Raw genomic sequence first — 19,037 nt, forward strand, 5'->3', positions numbered from 1 at the left:
TGGGCCGCCGTCCCCTGTCGGCGCCGGGGTGGGGGGCGGCTTTTTTGGCCCGTTTTGATGGGATGGCGGGGGGGGGCGGCGGGCGCGGCCTCGATCGCGCGCTTGTAGTGAAAATGGATGTCGGCAACGATCGGTACATTCACCTCGCGCACGATCTCGGCCAGCGCGGCGGTGCTTTCCTCATCGGGGCACGACACGCGGACGATATCGACGCCCGCCAGCTCCGCCCGCCGGATCTGCGCGATCGTCGCCTCGGCGTCGGTCGTCAGCGTGTTGGTCATGGTCTGGACGGAAATCGGCGCGTCGCCGCCCACCGCCACCTTGCCTACGTGGATCTGCCGCGACTTGCGCCGTTCGATATACTGATAGGGACGATAGCTGCTCATTGTCTGCCCTCCGGATGAGGCGATGATAACATTGTTCTATCCGCCGGCATGACGGCGCGCCGCCTTTCCGTGCATGCTTCCTGCCAAAAACCGGTCCATTTGGCCAGACCGGACGCGACCGCTCCCGGCCCTTTCACTGTCCGCCGGCCGCTGGCGGCGGCTTGGGCGCCTGCGGCTTCACAGCACTTTCAGCCGGCTGAGGCGGCGCGGATTTTGCCGGCTGCGCCGCCGGAGCCGGCACCGACGCCACGATCGCGCCGCTGCGGACGGCATCGCGCGTCAGCGGCAGGTTGCGCCGCACCGCGCCATTCCGGCCCAGTGGCTGCGTCGTCACGCCATCGGCGCTGACCACCAGCCCCCCGGCATTCCCCACCGTCAGCAGAAGATCGGTCTTGTCCTGCGGCACGGACCAGCTCTCGCCTGCCTGCAGGATATGGTCATAGATCACGGACCCGCCAGCAACCCTGACCTGCACCCATGTCTGGGCCGAGGCCGTCAGAACGATCTGGCCAGGCGCCGTTCCCGCTGCCGGAGCCGCAGGAACGGGCGCCGGGGCCGTGCCCGGAGCCACCGGCTGCGCCACCGCCGCCGTACCGGCAGGCGCCGCGGCATCATCCGGGCCGCCGGGCGTTGCGGCCGGTGCGCCCGGCTCGGCATGGCTCCCCGGCACCGGCGTGGGTTCCGCGGGGAGATCCCCATCGGTGATCGCCGATTTCTCCGCTCCCGTCAGCGGCCGTGGCGGAATGGGCGCCCGTTCCGGCGGCAGGACCGACGCCACCTGCGGCGAAGTCGCCGCCTGGCGCGTCATGCCCGGAATGGCCGAAAAAACGGAAGGAACGGGTTGCGGCGGCGCGGACTGGCCACCCGTCATGCGGTACCAGCCGACATAGGCCAGCACGATGATCACCCCTCCCAGCAGCACCATGACGCCAACCGGCATCGCACCGCTGGCGGCCGGAGCCGGAAAGGACAATTCGGGCTTGCAGTCGATTGTACCCCGCGCTTCGCTTTTAAAACGCGCGACCAGCGCCTCGGCATCAAGGCCGAGCGCCTGGGCATAGGTGCGCAGAAAGCCGAGCGTATAGACGTTCCCCGGCAGGTCCTTCACCCGGTCGTCTTCCATCGCTTCGAGAAAGGACAGCCGTATCCGCAGCCAGGCCGCCACATCGGGCAACGCCCAGCCAAGCTGCTCGCGCCGTGCCCGCAGCGTCGGGCCGACATTCCCGGCGCCTGCCGAGGCCCGCGCGCCGGAATCGTTCAGCGTCGTCCGGCTGTCCTCACCACTCACGACTCACCCGTTACCCTGTCACGCCGAACGAGGGCATCGACGGCCTGCTCAACCAGTTCGGCAATAATGTCGGCAACCGGCTGGACCGAGGTAATCATTCCAACCGACTGCCCCGCCATGACCGAACCGTTTTCCACATCGCCCTCGATCACCGCCCGGCGCAGCGAACCGGCCCAGAAATGTTCAATGTCGAGCTGGGCGGCCTCTTTCGTCAGGTCGCCCTCCAGATAGCGGCGGATCGTTTCGGCCTGATGGCGCAGGAACGCCCGCCCCCCCTCGTTCGACAGTCCGCGCACGGGAATGACGGGAAAACGCTCGTCCAACTGCACCGATGTCACCGCGTCCCGCGCGTTGGCACGGACGAAGGCGGCCTTGAAGCGTTCATGGGCGATGCTTTCCGCCGACGCGGCGAAACGGGTGCCGAGCTGTGCGCCGGCCGCCCCCTGCTCCAGATAGGACAGAATGGCCTCACCCCGCCCCAGTCCACCGGCCACGAACACCGGGACCGAGCGAATGTGCGGCAGCACTTCCTGCGCCAGCACGGTCAGCGAGACCGGCCCGACATGCCCGCCGGCCTCGGCGCCTTCGATCACCAGCGCATCGACGCCCATGCGGACCAGCCGCTTGGCCAGCACCAGCGCCGGCGTGAAGGCAATGACTTTCGCGCCCCCGTCTTTCAGCGCGCGGATCGCCGGCCCCGGCGGAATGCCTCCCGCCAGCACCACATGCGACACCCCTGCCGCCAGACAGACCCGGACCAGATCGTCCAGACGCGGATGCATCGTAATCAGGTTGACGCCGAACGGGCGGCTGGTCAGCGCCTGTGTCGCCGCGATTTCCTCGGCGAGCCGATCGGGCTCCATCGCACCGCAGGCCAGCACGCCGAACCCGCCGGCATTGGAAATGGCCGAGACCAGATGCCGCTCGCTGACCCACGACATGGCACCGGCCATGATCGCGACCTCGCTCCCGAGGAAGGCCGTGCCGGCTGCCCACAGTCGGTCCAGGCGGGCGCGGGCGGCCGCCCGTTCCGTGGCGTCGCCCGGCGATTGCGTCACGAGGGTTTCCATCGCCATCAGGCCGCCGCGTCGAGGCCGTAGGCCGTATGCAGCGCCCGCACGGCCAGTTCGGTATATTCCGACGCGATCAGCACCGAGACCTTGATCTCGCTGGTCGAGATGACCTGGATATTGATGTTGCGGTCGGACAGGGTGCGGAACATCAGGTTGGCCACCCCGGCATGCGAACGCATGCCGATCCCGACCACACTGATCTTCACCACGTCGTCATCCGTCACCAGTTCGCCATACTGGATGACATCCCGCGCGGCTTCCAGCGACTGGATGGCCCGCGCCAGATCGCTCTTCGACGTGGTGAAGGTCATGTTCGTCAGGCCGTCGGCGCCGGTGCTCTGCACGATCATGTCGACATTCACGTTCGCCGCCGTCAGCGGGCCGAAGATCGCGGCCGCGATTCCGGGCCGGTCCGGGATCCGCCGCACCGACAGCTTCGCTTCGTCGCGCGAATAGGCAATGCCGGCGACCAGTTCCTTTTCCACGATCTCGTCCTCATCCACCACTAATGATCCGGGCAGGTTGTCTTCCGACGGGGCGGGGCCATCGACGAAGCTCGACAACACCTGCACGCGCACCCGTTCCTTCATTGCCAGTTCGACGCTGCGGGTCTGCAACACCTTGGCACCGACCGACGCCAGTTCCAGCATTTCCTCGTAGGTGATCTTATCCAGCTTCCGCGCCCTCGCAACAATGCGCGGGTCCGTGGTGTAGATTCCATCGACATCGGTATAGATGTCACACCGGTCCGCCCCGATGGCGGCCGCGATGGCGACGGCCGAGGTATCCGACCCGCCGCGCCCCAGCGTCGTGATCCGCCCATCGGCGGCAACCCCCTGGAAGCCGGCAATGACCGGCACCTGGCCGGCCTGCATGCGCGCCACCAGCGCCTCACCGTCGATCGAGGCGATACGCGCCTTGCCATGCGCCGCATCGGTGCGCAGCGGGATCTGCCAGCCCAGCCACGACCGGGCCTCGACCCCGATGGTCTGCAACGCGATGGCCAGCAGGCCGCTGGTAACCTGCTCGCCGGTCGCGACGACGGCATCATATTCCCGCGCATCGTGCAGCGGCGACAATGCCTGGCAATAACCGACCAACTGATTGGTCACGCCCGACATGGCCGAGACCACCACCGCGACCTCGCACCCCGCCTCGACCTGTTTGCGCACTTTTTCCGCCACCGCGCGAATTCGGTCCAGATCGGCCACAGAGGTGCCACCGAATTTCATGACGATCCGCGGAGTGTGACGGGACATCGAAAGGGCTCTCCAGTTCGGCGCGCGGGCCGTTCCAGCCCATCCGGTGCCTCAGGGGTGTCGGACGGGGCATTGCGGTTATCTGCAAGGCGCGTCACATACCCTTCCGCCGCTGCGCCGTCCAGCGGCAGAAGCCAGATGGAGAGGTGCAGACGCCATGCAGGTCAACGATTCGGTCCATTTAGACGGCCCGTCCGTCGTTCCGGACGAAATCGCCCGCTTCAGCGCCCTCGCCGATCGCTGGTGGGACCCTTCGGGCCCGATGCGGCCCCTGCATGCCATGAACGGCCTGCGCCTGGACTGGGCGCGGCGCCATCTCCCCGCCCCGCGCGCCGGGGAATTCGCGCCCGTGACGCGCCTGCTGGATATCGGCTGCGGCGCCGGCCTCGCCAGCGAGGGCCTGGCCCGCATGGGCTACGATGTGCTGGGCCTGGATGCTTCCGATGCCGCCATTGCGGCCGCCCGCGCGCATATGCTGGCCCATCCGCTGCCGCCGGGCGCGGGCCCGCTCGCCTACCGCGCCGGCAGCGCCGAGGATCTGGATGCCGAGGGCACGCGCTTCGAGGCGATCACGGCGCTTGAAGTCATCGAACACGTCGCCGATCCCGCCGCCTTCCTGCGTCTGCTGGCCGGCATGGTCGAGCCCGGCGGCGTCATCATCGTCTCGACCCTCAACCGCACGCTGCGCTCGCTGGCGACGGCCAAGATCGGGGCGGAATACATCCTGCGCCTGCTGCCGGTCGGCACGCACGAATGGCGCAAATTCATCACGCCGGCCGAACTGGGCACCTATGCCGGCCAGGCCGGATTGCGGGTGTCCGACATCGCGGGCATGGCCCCCGGCCTCAGCGGCTGGCGCGAAAGCCGGGATCTCGGTGTCAACTACATCGCCAGCCTCGCCGTGCCGGAATAAGCCGTCAAAGCTGGAGGAAAGCGAACGTCGTCGGGCTGCCCACGGCGGTGAAATGCCAGGTGAAGTCCAGCGCGCCGGTTACGGGATCGACCCGGAACGACGTGACGGAATCGCTGCGCTGGTTGGCACAGAACAGAAACGTGCCCGACGGGTCGAACATCATGGCCCGTCCATAATCCGCATGCATCCACACTTCGTCGATCAGCGTCAGCAATCCGTCCGGACCCACACGGAAAACGGCCATGGAATCTCCCAGCCGGTTCGACGCGTACACATATCGTCCATTGGGTGACAACAGGATTCCCGCCGCCAGCGTGCTGCCCTGGAAATAGGATGTGACGGTGCTGACCCGCTGCTGCGGCGTGATCACGCCGGTCGCGGGATCGAAGCTGGCGACGACGATCTTGGAATCCTGTTCGCACAGAATGTAGAGCGTCCGCCCGTCATGGCTGAAGGAGAAATGGCGTGGCGCCGACCCCGGCATCAGGGAGAGGAAAGGCGTCGCGGCCGGTTTGAGCTTGCCCGTCGCCAGATCCAGCGTCCAGACATAGACCCGGTCCAGCCCGGCATCGCAGGCCAGGACGAATTTTCCCGACTGGTCGCTGGCCACCATATGGACATGCGGCCCCGAATGGTCGCTGACCGCGAAATTGCCGGGCGGGTTGTCCTCGGCCCGTTCGGGCATGCGCGGACCGGAATTCTTCACGATGTCCGTCGGCTCGCCCAGGCTGCCATCCGGCCGGATGGGCAACACGCCCACGCTGCCGCCGACATAGTTGGCCACCAGGACATACCGGCCGGAATGATGGACGCTGAGATGGGCCGGCACCGCCCCACCCGAGGATACGACATTGAGCCGGGTCAGTTCACCCGACAGCCGATCAACCGCGAACGCGGTGACGCTACCATCATGCCGTCCGTTGAAATCGTCGATCTCGCTCAGCGCGTACAGGAAACGGTTATCGGCGGAGAGCGTGATGAAAGACGGGCTGGCAATGTCCGTAAAGGTCGAGATCGGTGCCAGCGCGCCGGTCGCGGGGTTCATCTCGAACAGCGCGATGCCCTGCCCGTTCCCCGCCCCGCCAGGCGGCGCATGTTTGTTGTAGCCGCCGATATAGCACAATGTCCGCGCCCTGGCCGGAATGGCGGCCCTGACGGGCCACGATGCCGCAAGAGGAATACCCGACGCGGCCAACCCGGCCATCAGGCCGCGTCGTGAGATGATTGAGGTCATGTCGCTCACGAATCCAGTTGAGAAAGAGACGGCTCACTGCATCAGGCAGCGCGCTCCGATCGCGCCGTCATAGCGTGTCCATGTATGGGTTTCGCCAAACAGGGGAATGCCCACATAGCCTCGGAGTTTCAGTACGCCGTCACGCGGCGACCAGATCTGGGCCTGGTAGACCTTCCCGCTGTCCGGATCGAGGATATGCCCGTTCCAGCGGCCGGCATCGTCGGGATCGGGAACGAATCCGGTCAGCATCAGCAGGCCGCATTCCGATGTCCCGTCCTTGGCCTTCGGAATTTCACCGGTATAGCTCATGCCGACCAGCCGACCGCAGAGTTCACCGCCGCAGGCCCGGATCTCGAAGACACCGTCGCGCTCGCGGGTAACCCATTGACCCAGCACGGGCGAGGGATCCCGCACCGCGACACTCTCAGCCGCAGACGCAGCCGGCGAAAGCGGATGGCCCGCCAGCAGGCCCAACATTCCCATCATGGCGCCCAGGGCGGCCAGCGACCGCACGCCCCGGCGCTTCCCCTGCGGGAAGCGGGTCATGTCGGCCCGTCGGCTTGTTCTGTCATGCATGCGTTCCACCTCGACTTCCGGCCTCCGGGCCCGGCTCCCTTTCCAGCGTCCGATCAACCGTCCGCACGCGGGACCCACGGTATGGCCATGATCTCCACGCCCTCCTCGACCAGGCGATCACAATCCTCTTCCGATGCACGTCCGTAAATGCCGCGCCGTTCGCCATCTCCTTGATGGATCTTCAACGCTTCCTCGGCGAATTTATCGCCCACATTCTCACATCGTTCCTCGACATACTGCCGGACGCGCTGCATCGCGGCCATCATCGCGGCCGGAATGGCAGCCCCGGCCGGAGGCGCCGGCCGCGCCGTTTCCGGCACGCGCGCCGGCGCGGTCCGCACGGCCGGCGCCATCAGCGCCCGCACAACGTCCGACGTGCCGCATTGCGGGCAGGAGAGCAGGTTGCGGCGCGCCTGATCGTCGAACGCGGCACTGCCGGGAAACCAGCCCTCGAACTCATGCCCCGCGTCACATCGCAACTGATAACAGATCACGCGCGCCCCCGGTGTCCGATCAGGCCGCCTGCAGCAGCGGATCAAGGTCTCCCTGCCGTTCCAGCGCCATCAGGTCGTCGCAGCCGCCGATATGCCGCCCGTTGATGAAGATCTGCGGCACCGTCGTCCGACCGCCCGAACGCTCGCGGGCCTCGGCCCGCTCGGGCGTGCCGTGCAGGGCGCGGATCTCAGTGAATGGCACGCCCTTCTGTTGCAGCAGGCGCACCGCGCGCACGCAATAGGGGCAGCCTGGCTGGGTATAGATTTCGATGCTGGGCATTCCGACCCCCGAAAAAGAAAAGTAACCGATTCTGAAGACATAGCGCATTTGTGCCGTGGCACTATACCGTTCGCGTCATGCGCCGGTCGTTCTCCCGCCGTCCGATCCCATCCGCGCGGGATCGGACGCACGGGCCGCCACCAGCACGTCCACCGAAACCGCTCCCGCCGCCAGCACCGCCCGCGCACAGGCGCCCAATGTTGCTCCCGTCGTCATCACGTCATCGACCAGGATGACGCGCCGCCCTGCCAGCCGCTCCCGACGCGACGGGCGGGCGACGATCGCCCCGCGCAGCACCTCATGGCGCGCCGCCGCTCCCAGCCGGGCCAGCGCGGGCGTCCCGCGCACGCGCTGCAAGGCATCCGGCACCACCGGCAGATGCGCGATCCGCCCGATCGCCACCGCCAGCAACCCGGCCTGATTATAGCGGCGCCGGAACAGCCGTCCCCTGTGCAGCGGCACAGGCACCAGCAGATCGGCTTCGGCCAGCAGCTCGCGTCCGGCCCGCACCATATGCCGGGCCAGCAGCGGCGCCAGATCGGTACGATCGGCATATTTCAGCCGCAGGATCAGCACGCGCGACCGTTCGTCATAGATCATGGCGGCCCGGCCGTTCCGCCATGACGGGGGATGGTCCAGGCACGGCGCACAGCTACGCCCGGCACCGCCAGGAGCCGACGCCGAAAAGGGCTGGCCACATCGCGCGCAGCATGGCTCGGCGATAAAGCGCATGGCGCGGAAGCAGTCGGCGCATAGCAGGCCGGCACGATCGACCGGCTGATGACAGGCCGGGCAGTCAGGTGGCAGAAGAAGGTCGAGCATACGCGCCGCCATGCGCCGTGGCAGACCACGCGCCTCGCCATGCGCCGATCGTGTTTCCCCCGCGTCCCGTGTCGTGCCAACCATCACGCAATGGTGCCATTGGCATCGCCCATCCGGAAGGGCACATGCGAGCCATGAACGATCCCGTGATTTTCGACCGCGCCGCCGTGCGCCGTCATCGCGATCGCGCCGCCCCTCTGGTGCACGCGGTCGCACCGATCCTGCAGGAAGCCGCGGACCGGCTGCTGGACCGGCTGGACGACACGACCTACCGCTTCAGCGCGGCGCTGGATATCGGCGGTCGCGGCGTGGTCGCACCCCTGTTGCGCGCACGCGGGATCGAGAGCGTCGTGTCCTGCGACCTGTCGCCCAGGATGGCGCAGGTCAATGGTGGTACGGTCCTGTGCGCCGACGAGGAATGGCTCCCCTTCGGCCCCGGCTCCTTCGACCTGGTGGTCGCCAACCTGTCGCTGCACTGGGTCAACGACCTGCCCGGCGCGCTGGCGCAGATCCGCCACGCGCTGAAGCCCGACGGGCTGTTCCTCGCCAGCGTGCCCGTCCTGCCGACCCTGGCGGACCTCCGTCGCGCCCTGACCGAGGCCGAATGCACACTCACCGGTGGCGCTGCCCCAAGGGTCTCGCCCTTTCCCGACCTGAAGGACTGTGCCTCCCTGTTGCAGCGCGCAGGCTTCGCCCTGCCGGTCGCGGATGTGGAAACACTGACGCTCGCCTACCGCTCGCCCATGGCCCTGCTGCGCGACCTGCGCGCCGCCGGCGAGACCAACGCCCTGAAACTGCGCAGCCGCCAGATCCCCGCGCCCGCCCTGTTCGCCGCCGCCCTCGCCAGCCTGACGCCAGAGGCAGACGACGCCCTTCTGTCCGTTCCCCTGCGCGTTGCCATCATGACCGGCTGGGCACCGGCGGCAAGCCAGCCCCAGCCACTCCAGCCCGGCGCCTTCACGATCTCGCTTGAGGATGCGATCAAGAAAATTGAATAACAAACTGAATTTATAATAAATTCAATCCGCGCATGTCCTCATCCGGCTGGCCGCCCGTGCAAACAACCTTCTATCCGCCGGTCACACTCATATGCCGACGCATGGCGGCGGGATCATCCGCACGCCGCCCGATGACGAAATCATGGCCCTTCGGCTTGCGCAGGATCGCCGACTGCACGAGGCGCAGCAGGTCGGCATCGCTGGCCCCTTCCCGCAGGGGTTGCCGCAGGTCCGTCGCCCCTTCATCCCCCAGACACGGATAAAGCTGGCCGGTGCAGGACAGACGCACCCGGTTGCAGCTTTCGCAGAAATTATGGGTCATGGGCGTGATCAGCCCCAGCCTCCGCCCGGTTTCGCGCACGCGCAGATAGCGCGCCGGCCCGCCCGTACGCTCGGCCAACGGCTCCAGCGTCCAGCGCCGCGACAGGTCGGCCCGCACGGCGGAGAGTGGCAGATAGCGATCGGTTCGATCCTCGCCTGTCTCGCCCATCGGCATGGTCTCGATCAGGCAGAGATCGGCACCGATTTCACCACACCAGGCCAGCAGCGTGTCGAATTCATCGTCATTCACCCCCGCCATCGCCACGGTATTGATGCGGACCGCCAGCCCCGCCAGCCGTGCCGCGCGCACCCCCGCCAGGGTCTGGTCAAGAGACCCGCGTCGGGTGATGCGACGAAATTTTTCAGAATCAAGGGAGTCGAGACTGATATTAACACGCCGTACACCCGCGCCGGCCAGCATCCCGGCATGCTCGGCCAACCGCGAGCCATTGGTCGTGACGGTCAATTCGTCCAGATGACCATCCCCACCGGGCCAGTGCAGCCATTGCCCCATGGCCTGGAAAAAATCGCCGACATCCCGCCGCACCAGCGGCTCTCCCCCGGTCACGCGCAGTCGCGTCACCCCGCTGCGGATAAAGGCGGCACAAAGCCGCTCCAGTTCCGCATAGGTCAGGATCTCGGCCTTGGGCAGAAACGACATGGTTTCGGACATGCAGTACACGCAGCGCATGTCGCATCGGTCAGTGACCGAAACCCGCAGATAGGTCACGCTCCGACCGAGAGAATCGAGGAACGGCGTACCCATGCCAACCCTTCAGGAAACGACCGTCAGCATGACGACCGATGCATCGATCAGCATCTTGCCCTGATCCTCGAAATTGACCGTCACCCGATGGGCAATGGCCGACTGCACCTGCCCCAGCCCCCATTCCGGATGATCGGGATGACGGACGAACTGCCCAGGCTCCAGAAAAGAACGGAAAGGCAGCGCATCGGCCATGCGGCAAGAATCTCCGGAAACCAGCCGCCAATCCGGGCCGAAGGCAACACATGGCGGCAAAGATGGCAGAACAGGATACCAGCCTGATCCGGGATATTCAAAGGCCGCGTAGCGCATACGGCCGGTTCAGTGGCTCCCGCCGGAAAAATCGGGCGCCGCCACGCCTGACCGTTCGAGTTGCACGGTCAGGGCCGCCTTCAGCCGTTCCAATCCCTCAGGACTGGCGCTTTCCGCCCGCGCGACCAGCATGGCCTGGGTATTGGAGGCCCGCAGCAGCCACCATCCATCCGCGCCAGTCACCCGCACGCCGTCGATCGTCGTCATGTCGGCGCCTTCGTCGGCCAGTCGCGCCGCAACTTCTTCGATCACCACAAACTTGCGGGCATCGGCGCAATCGAACCGCAATTCGGGCGTACTGACCATCTTGGGCAGCGCGTCATGCGCCGCCGACAATGCCGTCTTCATCCGGGCAACAACGCCAAGCAGGCGAACCGCCGCATACAGCCCATCATCGAACCCGTACCACCTGTCGGCGAAGAAGAAATGGCCCGACATCTCGCCGGCCAGCGGGGCACCGGTTTCCGCCATCCGCGACTTGATGGGCGAATGTCCACTGCGCCACATCATCGGCTGCCCACCAGCCCGGCTCACCTCATCGAACAGAACCTGACTGGCCTTCACATCGGCGATGATCATGCTGCCCGGCCGTGCCTCCAGCACGTCACGGGCCAGCAGGGCCAGAATCTGGTCGCTCCACCAGATTTCGCCCCGATCGTCCACCACGCCGATCCGGTCGGCATCGCCATCGAAGGCAATCCCGATATCGGCGCCGATATCCCGCACCGCAGCAATCAGTTGCCTCAGGTTCCGGGGAATCGTCGGGTCGGGATGATGGGCCGGAAAACGGCCGTCGATCACACCGTTCAGAATGGTATGCTCACCCGGAATATGCCGCACCAGTTCGGCCAGAACCTCGCCAGCGGCACCATTCCCGTTGTCCCAGACGATTTTCAGCCGCCGCTCGCCGCCATCCCAGCCACGCGCCAGCCGCTCGACATAGTCCGCCTGAACATCGACATCGCGCATGCTGCCGACCCGCTCCGGCACCACGTCGCCGCGCGCGGCCATGTCGCCCAGTTCGCCGATACGGGAGCCGAAGAAGGACTGCCCCCCCAGGATCATCTTGAATCCGTTGTGATCGGGCGGATTATGACTGCCGGTGACCATGACCGCCCCGTCAGCCTTCAGGCTGGCGGAGGCGAAATACAGCATCGGCGTCGGCCCGCGACCGACACGCAGTACCTCGACCCCGGAAGCGACGGCCCCATCGACCAGGGCCGCCTCCAGTTCGGGCGAGGATAATCGGCCATCATATCCGACAGCGACGGTCCGACCGCCCTCGCGGACCACCACGCTGCCGAAGGTCCGGCCAATCGCATAGGCGTCGCGCGGACCGAGGGTCGCGCCCACGACCCCCCTTATGTCGTATTCGCGCAGGCTCGTCGGATCAAAACCGTGCGCGAACGCCTCCATCAGCCAGTATAGTTCTTCAGGAACGCCCGCACGGAATCCCCAAGATCCGGCCGGTCGATCGACATTGCGATCTGCGCTTCCAGATAGCCCAGCTTGTTGCCGCAATCGAAACGCTGCCCTTCATAGCGCAGCCCGTGGAACGGAACATGCCCGATCGTCTTGGCCATTGCGTCGGTCAACTGCACTTCACCGCCCGCGCCACGCTCCAGCTTGGACAGATGCGGCATAACGTCGGCCGTCAGGACATAGCGCCCGATGATGGAAAGGTTGGACGGCGCTTCTTCGGGCTTGGGCTTCTCGACCAACCCCGTCACCTCGACCACACGACCATCGTCCTTGCCGGTCTTCAGGATACCGTAGCGGCTGGTATGCTCGCGCGGCACCTCGGTGACGGCGACGACATTCCCCCCGGTCTGGTTATAGGTTTCAACGAGCTGCTTCAGGCACGCCACATCGCTCTTCACCAGATCGTCGGGCAGCAGGATCGCAAACGGGTCGTCACCGATAAAACTGCGGGCACACCAGATCGCATGGCCCAGGCCCAGCGGCTCCTGCTGGCGGACGGCAATCAGCGCCCCGGCTTCGATGGTGCTGGGTGCGAGAGCGTCCAGCGCATCCTGCTTGTTGCGCTCGCGCAGCGTCGTCTCCAGTTCGAAGGCGACATCGAAATAATCGATCAGCGAGTCCTTGCCCCGTCCGGTAATCAGGCAGAACTCCTCGATTCCGGCGGCACGGGCCTCGTCGATGGCGTATTGGATCAGCGGCTTGTCGACGACCGTCAGCATTTCCTTTGGCATGGCCTTGGTCGCCGGGAGGAAACGGGTGCCGAGACCGGCGACCGGGAGTACGGCTTTTCGCAAGGGTTTGATCACAAGCGTCACCTTCGATCCATCGTTGAAAATCAGAACATTCGAACACGTCACGACTGTACGCGGCGCATGAAACAACGACCGCGCTCACAATTCGTTCTAACCGATAAACGGGAAAAAAAAATGACTTAAGTGGGGCAAAATAACATGATGGGTCAAAAGGATGCCGATGACGATGCGTGCGGAAACCCCATGCGGGCAGCCATTGCATCACCTGTGCGGGCATAAAATCAGCGCGAGCACACGGCCCCGGCGAATGGAGCCAGCGTTTCGTTTGCCCTGTTTTCCGTTCTGATTTTCATCGTAAAGCCAATCGAGCCGGGCTGGCCGGCCTGTCGATTGGTGCGGTCGAGAAGACTCGAACTTCCACGGGGTTGCCCCCACAAGCACCTCAAGCTTGCGCGTCTACCATTCCGCCACGACCGCACCGTGACATCGGTTACCGCCTGAGCGATACCGTGTTGACGGAAGGCCGTATAGACGATGCAGGTTCGAGGGGCAATGACCGAAAAGACAATTCTGTGGAATTCGAGCCGGGTGCCGGTTCCCTACCCCGACGCGATCGCCGGGATGGAGCGACAGGTGGCGGGAATCCGCGACGGCAGCCTGCCCGAGCGGGTCTGGCTGCTGGAACATCCTCCCACCTACACGGCCGGCACGTCGGCCAGGGACGCGGATCTGTTCAATCCGTCCGGCTTCCCCACCCACGCCGCCGGCCGGGGCGGGCAATGGACCTATCACGGGCCGGGCCAACGGGTGGCCTATGTGATGCTGGACCTCACCCGGCAGCAGGGCACGGTCCCCCCGCGCGACCTGCGGGCCTATGTCCACGCGCTGGAGGAATGGCTGATCCGGACATTGCGCCATTTCGACATCACGGGCGAACGGCGCGCGGACAGAATCGGCGTCTGGGTGGTCGATCCCCTCACCGGGTCCGAAAGCAAGATCGCGGCCCTGGGGGTGCGCGTCACGCGCTGGACCTGCTGGCATGGCGTGGCCCTGAACGTGGCGCCCGACCTGAGCCATTTCGAGGGCATCGTGCCCTGCGGCATCCGCGAGCACGGCGTCACCAGCCTGCACGCCCAGGGCCGCACCGTAGACATGGCAACGGTGGATGAAGCCCTGCGCGCCGAATGGCAGGGGCTCTTCGGCAGCATCCCAACCCCGATCAGCGCGCTCTGACCCCGACCGGACGCGCTAATTACAGCGGCGCGTCCAGCGAGAAGAAACCGGGGGGGAAGTCCGTGCCGGTCCGCACGTCGGTCAGATGCAGGCGCGTGCTGTTGTGGCGCGCGTCCAGCAGGTCGATCGCCACCAGCGACAACTGCCCGGCGAAATCGGCAAATCCCAGCGTCAGCAGTCCCTGCGACGGGTTGTCACTGCGGGCCATCGAAATCTGCAACACATTGGTGCCGTGCCGAATCGCGGTGACCTCCACGGCCCCCCCCAGATGCACCGGCGTGGCCAGCAGCAGCCCCAGGGGCTGGTGCGAGAGGTTCATGCGCGTCACCGACTGGCGCTGCGCGTCGCGAAACACCAGGTGCCCCCCCGCCGCAACCAGCCGCATCGTATGCGGCGTCCGGTAATCCAGGCGCAGATTGCCCGGATCGTAGGAGAGCGTGCCCTCCCCGATGCCGCCATCCGGCCAGGTCTGGACGACACTGGCGGTCAGGCCGCGCGTGGTGTTCAGATACCGCTCGACCCGCGCCACGTCATGCCCGTCCACGACGCCCGGCGATGCCTGACAGGCCGCGACGGCCAGCGGCGCGGCCAGGAACAGCCGGCGCGAAAGCGTGCCGCCACCGCTCATGCGCCGGCGATCCGGGCCTGCTCGGCGGGGGTGCGCAATGTCAGCGACAGCGCATGCAGGCCCGAGGCGAATTCCGGCGCCAGCAGGTCATGCACCAGGCGGGAGCGCTGCACTCGCGCCTGCCCGTCGAACGCCGCGCTCACCACCAGCACATTGAAATGCGTCTCGCCCCCGGCAGCGGCACCGCGCATTCCGGAATGGCCGGCATGACGGCCGCTATCGTCCTCGATTTCGATCAGGCTTGGGGCCAGGTGCGTGCGGATCGCGCGGGCGATCCGGTCCACCCTCTTCTCCTCGGCCGGAGAAGGTGCCACATGCGGATGGTCTGTGCCGTTCACTGTTCCCGTTCCCTCTTGCTGCTGACGCGCTTGGCTCTTGCACGAATACGGTTCGAACGCACATAACGCCAGATGATGACCCGAAAGAACACACGTCACCGGGCTTTCGACCCCGATCCGGATGCGCCGGCCCGGTGCTGCGACATGGCCGGCTGTGACGAGAGCGCCGGCTACCGCGCGCCGAAATCACGCGACGCGCTGAACGAATATTTCTGGTTCTGCCTGCCCCATGTGCGCGAGTACAACGCGCGGTGGGATTTTTACAAAGGCATGTCGCCCGGCCAGATCGAGGCGCATATCCGCGATGACGTTTCCTGGAACCGCCCTTCCTGGCGGCTGGGCCAGCGCGCCGGCCGCCTCGGCCCGGACGATTTCATAGACCCGATGGATCTGATGGACGGCGCGCGCCGTCCAGGCCCACGGACCGGCACCCCGGCCCGCCCCGAGATGCCCGAGGCCCTGCGCCAGCCGCTGGACATGATGGGCCTGGACTGGCCGCTGTCGATGGACGCACTGAAAATGCGCTACAAGGATCTGGCGCGACGGCACCACCCCGATGCCAATGGCGGCGACCGCCAGTCGGAAGAACTGCTGAAAAGCATCAATGTCGCCTACACCACCCTGCGCGCCCACCTGACCTCGGCGCGCGAAGCCGATCTGGAACGTACCGCGTAGGCATGGCCTTGCCGGCGATAGCGTCTATAGTGGTGCCGGAAACGTCGAAAGAACGCGTCAGGCACCGGAAACCGGGCGCCGAAGACAGGAAGCCAGAGACCAGAACAGGATGCGGGACAACGCCACATCGTGGCGTGTCCGGACCTACCAGCCGTGACGGATGCACCCCCAATGAATGACCTTGCCACCCTGACAGCCGGCGCCGTGGACGAGAACGGAGAGGCCCTGCCGCCGATCTCGGCCCTGTCCGGCGCGCCCGACCTGATGGTTTCGGCCCGCGAAATATTCGGCATCGACAGCGACCTGCAAGTTCCCGCCTTCTCGGTCCGCACCGACCATGTGCCGGATGCCGACCCCACCTACCGTTTCGACCATGACACCACGCTGGCGATCCTGGCCGGCTTCGCGTTCAACCGCCGCGTCATGATCCAGGGCTATCACGGCACCGGCAAGTCATCGCATATCGAGCAGGTGGCCTCGCGCCTCAACTGGCCGTGCATCCGCATCAATCTCGACAGCCACATCTCGCGCATCGACCTGATCGGCAAGGACGCGATCGTGCTGCGCGACGGCAAGCAGGTGACGGAATTCCGCGAGGGCCTGCTACCCTGGGCGCTGCAACGTCCCTGCGCCCTGGTGTTCGACGAATATGATGCCGGCCGCCCCGACGTGATGTTCGTGATCCAGCGCGTGCTGGAAATTGAAGGCCACCTGACGCTGCTGGACCAGAACCGCGTCATCCGCCCCCATCCGTATTTCCGCCTGTTCGCCACCGCCAACACGGTCGGCCTGGGCGATACGACGGGCCTGTATCACGGCACCCAGCAGATCAATCAGGGCCAGATGGACCGCTGGAACATCGTCACCACGCTCAACTACCTGCCCCACGCCCAGGAAACGGCGATCGTGCTGGCCAAGATGGGGATCGACCCCAACGATGCGCCGGCCCGCAAGCGGGTCGAGAGCATGGTGGCGCTGGCCGACCTCACGCGTTCGGGCTTCATCGCGGGCGATATCTCCACCGTCATGTCGCCGCGCACGGTGATCAGCTGGGCGGAGAATTACCGGATCTTCCAGAACCTGGAATTCGCGTTCCGGGTCACCTTCCTCAACAAGTGCGACGAGGCGGAGCGGCAGACGGTGGCGGAATATTACCAGCGCTGCTTCAACGTCGACCCCACCGGCACCGCGCCGCGCGCGCGCTGATCGGCCAGCGCCATGCGCGACCGCAAGAACGACGCCCTGTCCGCCCGTCAGGCCGCCGCAGAACGGACGGATGCGTTCAAGCGCGCGACCGTCGGCGTGCTGCGCGCGCTCGGCGGCCGCGCGGATGCCGATGTTATCTTCCAGAGCGGCCCGATCCCGGCCGCCGCCGCCGTCAGCGGCGAGCATGTCCGCCTCCCCCAGCCCGGTCCGACCCTACAGGAAGCGGATATCGACCGCGTCCGGGGCGCGGCCGACGCGGCGGCCCTGCGGCTGCGCCATCACGACGCAGCCCTCCATGCCGTCACCCGACCCGAACCGGCCGATGCCCGGGCGGCGTATGAGGCGCTGGAACAGGCCCGCGTGGAAAGCGTCGGCGCGCGCCACATGGCCGGCGTCGCGGCCAATCTGCGGCACAAGGTCGAACGCGACTATCGCGACAGCGGCTATGACCGCGCCGACCGGCGCGAGCAGATCCCCCTGCCCGTCGCCCTCTCCCTGCTGGCGCGCGAGACGCTGACCGGCGAGCCGGTGCCCGATTCCATGCGCGCGATCGCCGATCAATGGCGCACGCATCTCGGCCCCTCCGCCCAGCGCGCCCTGGCCGACATGGCGGCCGCGCAGGACGACCAGCGTGCCTTTTCCAAGGCCGCCCGACGGCTGCTGGTAGCCTGCGACCTGATCGAAGGCGAAGCCGAGATCGAGGAAGACCCGGACGGCAGCGACAACGCGTCGTCCGACGAAACCGACGACAAACCTTCCGATTCGCCCGAGGACCAGTCCCCGCAGAACAAGGAAGATACGTCCGGACTGGAAGAGGACGAATCCGGCCTCCAACCCCAGTTGGCCGAGGGAACAGGCACGGGCGACGAAGATGCCGACGACGCCGAATCCGGCGAGGCGGCCGGATCGGAGGAACCCGGTGGCCCACGGGGCGCCGAAGACCACACGGCCGCAGACGCCGCGACCGCCTACCACGCCTTCACGACGCAGTTCGACGAAGAGATCCCGGCCGAGGACCTGTGCGACCCGGAGGAACTGTCGCGCCTGCGCCAGCAGCTCGACCAGCAATTGCTGAGCCTCCAGGGCGTGGTGTCACGCCTGGCCAACCGCATGCAGCGCCGCCTGCTGGCCCAGCAGACCCGCGCGTGGGAGTTCGACCTCGAGGAAGGCATCCTCGATGCCGGCCGCCTGTCGCGGATCGTGGTCAATCCCACCCTGTCCCTGTCCTACAAGCACGAACGCGACACCGATTTCCGCGATACGGTCGTCACGCTGCTGATCGACAATTCGGGCTCGATGCGCGGCCGCCCCATTTCGGTGGCCGCCATGTGCGGCGACATCCTGGCCCGCACGCTGGAGCGTTGCGCGGTGAAGGTCGAAGTCCTCGGCTTCACCACCCGCGCCTGGAAAGGCGGCCAGAGCCGCGAGCGCTGGGTGGCGCAGGGCAAGCCCCCCAATCCCGGCCGGCTGAACGACCTGCGGCACATCATCTACAAATCGGCCGATATGCCATGGCGCCGGTCGCGCAAGAATCTGGGCCTGATGCTGCGCGAGGGCCTGCTGAAGGAAAATATCGACGGCGAAGCCCTGCTCTGGGCATGGAAGCGCCTTCAGGGCCGGCCGGAAAGCCGCAAGATCCTGATGGTGATTTCCGACGGCGCCCCGGTCGATGACAGCACGCTCTCGGTCAATCCGGGTTCGTATCTGGAGACGCATCTCCGCCAGGTCATCGCCCAGATCGAAAACCGCAGCGGCGTCGAACTGGTGGCCATCGGCATCGGCCATGATGTCACGCGCTATTACCGACGCGCGGTCACGATCTCGGATGCCGAGGAACTGGGCGGCACGATGATGCAGGAACTCTCCGACCTGTTCGACGAACGCGCCCCCACCCGCCGCCGCGCCGGCCGGCGCCCCCCGCGGAAGGCCCAAAAACCGCCCCGGCCGCCCGGGATATGCGCCCCGCGGCGGCCGGGCGCTAGGCGCGGCCCCCCACACCCC

The 19,037-nt window shown here is 66.6% G+C and carries 20 protein-coding genes, 1 tRNA gene and 1 pseudogene; 6 read left to right on the forward strand and 16 right to left on the reverse strand.

The window, feature by feature from the left end; all coding sequences use genetic code 11:
• The 4 genes from ABF821_RS13930 to ABF821_RS13945 form a co-directional block, all read right to left on the reverse strand.
• Positions 1 to 386: flavodoxin-dependent (E)-4-hydroxy-3-methylbut-2-enyl-diphosphate synthase (locus ABF821_RS13930; protein WP_415530426.1), on the reverse strand; the 386-nt coding region annotated here is incomplete at its 3' end.
• A 133-nt stretch (positions 387 to 519) separates the two neighbouring features.
• Positions 520 to 1,674 carry a helix-turn-helix domain-containing protein gene (locus ABF821_RS13935; RefSeq protein WP_415530427.1) on the reverse strand — a complete coding sequence of 385 codons (1,155 nt, stop codon included), beginning with the start codon at positions 1,672 to 1,674 and terminating at the stop codon, positions 520 to 522.
• Positions 1,671 to 2,750 carry an NAD(P)H-dependent flavin oxidoreductase gene (locus ABF821_RS13940; RefSeq protein ID WP_182972576.1) on the reverse strand — a complete coding sequence of 360 codons (1,080 nt, stop codon included), beginning with the start codon at positions 2,748 to 2,750 and terminating at the stop codon, positions 1,671 to 1,673. The genes ABF821_RS13935 and ABF821_RS13940 overlap by 4 nt, the downstream gene beginning before the upstream one ends.
• Entirely contained in the window at positions 2,750 to 4,006 is a 1,257-nt protein-coding gene (locus tag ABF821_RS13945) for an aspartate kinase (RefSeq protein WP_183009456.1), read from the reverse strand. Before ABF821_RS13945 ends, ABF821_RS13940 begins: the two co-directional genes overlap by 1 nt.
• A gap of 157 nt (positions 4,007 to 4,163) precedes the next feature.
• Here ABF821_RS13945 and ubiG point away from each other — a divergent pair, with 157 nt between their 5' ends.
• Positions 4,164 to 4,919 carry a bifunctional 2-polyprenyl-6-hydroxyphenol methylase/3-demethylubiquinol 3-O-methyltransferase UbiG gene (gene ubiG / locus ABF821_RS13950; protein WP_415530428.1) on the forward strand — a complete coding sequence of 252 codons (756 nt, stop codon included), beginning with the start codon at positions 4,164 to 4,166 and terminating at the stop codon, positions 4,917 to 4,919.
• 4 nt (positions 4,920 to 4,923) lie between these two features.
• Here the strand turns inward: ubiG and ABF821_RS13955 are convergent, their stop codons facing one another.
• From ABF821_RS13955 to ABF821_RS13975, 5 genes are all read right to left on the reverse strand, one after another.
• On the reverse strand, positions 4,924 to 6,153 hold the full coding sequence (locus tag ABF821_RS13955) for a lactonase family protein (RefSeq protein ID WP_182972573.1): 1,230 nt from the start codon (positions 6,151 to 6,153) through the stop codon (positions 4,924 to 4,926).
• A gap of 33 nt (positions 6,154 to 6,186) precedes the next feature.
• Positions 6,187 to 6,729, reverse strand: coding sequence for a DUF2147 domain-containing protein (locus ABF821_RS13960; protein ID WP_415530430.1), 543 nt, complete (start codon positions 6,727 to 6,729; stop codon positions 6,187 to 6,189).
• 53 nt (positions 6,730 to 6,782) lie between these two features.
• Complete coding sequence (locus tag ABF821_RS13965; protein WP_182972572.1) at positions 6,783 to 7,223, reverse strand: DUF1178 family protein; 441 nt, start codon at positions 7,221 to 7,223, stop codon at positions 6,783 to 6,785.
• Positions 7,224 to 7,242: 19 nt separating this feature from the next.
• Positions 7,243 to 7,503, reverse strand: coding sequence for a glutaredoxin 3 (gene grxC, locus ABF821_RS13970; protein WP_182972571.1), 261 nt, complete (start codon positions 7,501 to 7,503; stop codon positions 7,243 to 7,245).
• A gap of 75 nt (positions 7,504 to 7,578) precedes the next feature.
• Positions 7,579 to 8,325 carry a double zinc ribbon domain-containing protein gene (locus ABF821_RS13975; RefSeq protein ID WP_415530431.1) on the reverse strand — a complete coding sequence of 249 codons (747 nt, stop codon included), beginning with the start codon at positions 8,323 to 8,325 and terminating at the stop codon, positions 7,579 to 7,581.
• A 125-nt stretch (positions 8,326 to 8,450) separates the two neighbouring features.
• Here ABF821_RS13975 and ABF821_RS13980 point away from each other — a divergent pair, with 125 nt between their 5' ends.
• Positions 8,451 to 9,323, forward strand: a complete 873-nt coding sequence (locus tag ABF821_RS13980; RefSeq protein ID WP_415530432.1) for a methyltransferase domain-containing protein — start codon at positions 8,451 to 8,453, stop codon at positions 9,321 to 9,323.
• 70 nt (positions 9,324 to 9,393) lie between these two features.
• On the opposite strand, the gene moaA is transcribed toward ABF821_RS13980, so the two are convergent.
• The 5 genes from moaA to ABF821_RS14005 all read right to left on the reverse strand — a co-directional run bounded on the left by moaA (position 9,394) and on the right by ABF821_RS14005 (position 13,433).
• A complete protein-coding gene (moaA, locus tag ABF821_RS13985; RefSeq protein WP_415530434.1) occupies positions 9,394 to 10,410 on the reverse strand; it encodes a GTP 3',8-cyclase MoaA in 1,017 nt (338 codons plus the stop codon).
• 9 nt (positions 10,411 to 10,419) lie between these two features.
• On the reverse strand, positions 10,420 to 10,605 hold the full coding sequence (locus ABF821_RS13990; RefSeq protein ID WP_114728273.1) for a DUF3553 domain-containing protein: 186 nt from the start codon (positions 10,603 to 10,605) through the stop codon (positions 10,420 to 10,422).
• Positions 10,606 to 10,731: 126 nt separating this feature from the next.
• Positions 10,732 to 12,138: a phosphoglucomutase/phosphomannomutase PgmG gene (gene pgmG, locus ABF821_RS13995; RefSeq protein ID WP_415530435.1), complete on the reverse strand. Its 1,407-nt coding sequence runs from the start codon at positions 12,136 to 12,138 to the stop codon at positions 10,732 to 10,734.
• Positions 12,138 to 13,010: a UTP--glucose-1-phosphate uridylyltransferase GalU gene (gene galU, locus ABF821_RS14000; RefSeq protein ID WP_182972660.1), complete on the reverse strand. Its 873-nt coding sequence runs from the start codon at positions 13,008 to 13,010 to the stop codon at positions 12,138 to 12,140. The genes pgmG and galU overlap by 1 nt, the downstream gene beginning before the upstream one ends.
• A 337-nt stretch (positions 13,011 to 13,347) precedes the next feature.
• Positions 13,348 to 13,433 (reverse strand) — tRNA-Leu (locus ABF821_RS14005).
• Positions 13,434 to 13,490: 57 nt separating this feature from the next.
• Between ABF821_RS14005 and lipB the strand changes: the two genes are divergently transcribed.
• Positions 13,491 to 14,189 carry a lipoyl(octanoyl) transferase LipB gene (gene lipB / locus ABF821_RS14010; RefSeq protein WP_182972566.1) on the forward strand — a complete coding sequence of 233 codons (699 nt, stop codon included), beginning with the start codon at positions 13,491 to 13,493 and terminating at the stop codon, positions 14,187 to 14,189.
• A gap of 19 nt (positions 14,190 to 14,208) precedes the next feature.
• On the opposite strand, the gene ABF821_RS14015 is transcribed toward lipB, so the two are convergent.
• Both ABF821_RS14015 and ABF821_RS14020 read right to left on the reverse strand, forming a co-directional pair.
• Positions 14,209 to 14,817, reverse strand: coding sequence for a LolA family protein (locus ABF821_RS14015; protein ID WP_415530436.1), 609 nt, complete (start codon positions 14,815 to 14,817; stop codon positions 14,209 to 14,211).
• Positions 14,814 to 15,155: a BolA family protein gene (locus ABF821_RS14020; protein ID WP_375272394.1), complete on the reverse strand. Its 342-nt coding sequence runs from the start codon at positions 15,153 to 15,155 to the stop codon at positions 14,814 to 14,816. Before ABF821_RS14020 ends, ABF821_RS14015 begins: the two co-directional genes overlap by 4 nt.
• Before the next feature lie 72 nt (positions 15,156 to 15,227).
• Here ABF821_RS14020 and ABF821_RS14025 point away from each other — a divergent pair, with 72 nt between their 5' ends.
• The 3 genes and pseudogenes from ABF821_RS14025 to cobT all read left to right on the forward strand — a co-directional run.
• Positions 15,228 to 15,830, forward strand: coding sequence for a J domain-containing protein (locus ABF821_RS14025; RefSeq protein WP_182972564.1), 603 nt, complete (start codon positions 15,228 to 15,230; stop codon positions 15,828 to 15,830).
• Between the two features lie 171 nt (positions 15,831 to 16,001).
• Complete coding sequence (cobS, locus tag ABF821_RS14030) at positions 16,002 to 17,036, forward strand: cobaltochelatase subunit CobS (protein WP_415530437.1); 1,035 nt, start codon at positions 16,002 to 16,004, stop codon at positions 17,034 to 17,036.
• A 12-nt stretch (positions 17,037 to 17,048) separates the two neighbouring features.
• Positions 17,049 to 18,947, forward strand: a pseudogene (gene cobT, locus ABF821_RS14035) (cobaltochelatase subunit CobT); the annotation flags it as partial.
• Positions 18,948 to 19,037: the final 90 nt, after the last annotated feature.

Origin of the sequence: Gluconacetobacter sp., assembly GCF_047721585.1 — a bacterium.
Classification (GTDB): Bacteria; Pseudomonadota; Alphaproteobacteria; order Acetobacterales; family Acetobacteraceae; genus Gluconacetobacter; species Gluconacetobacter dulcium.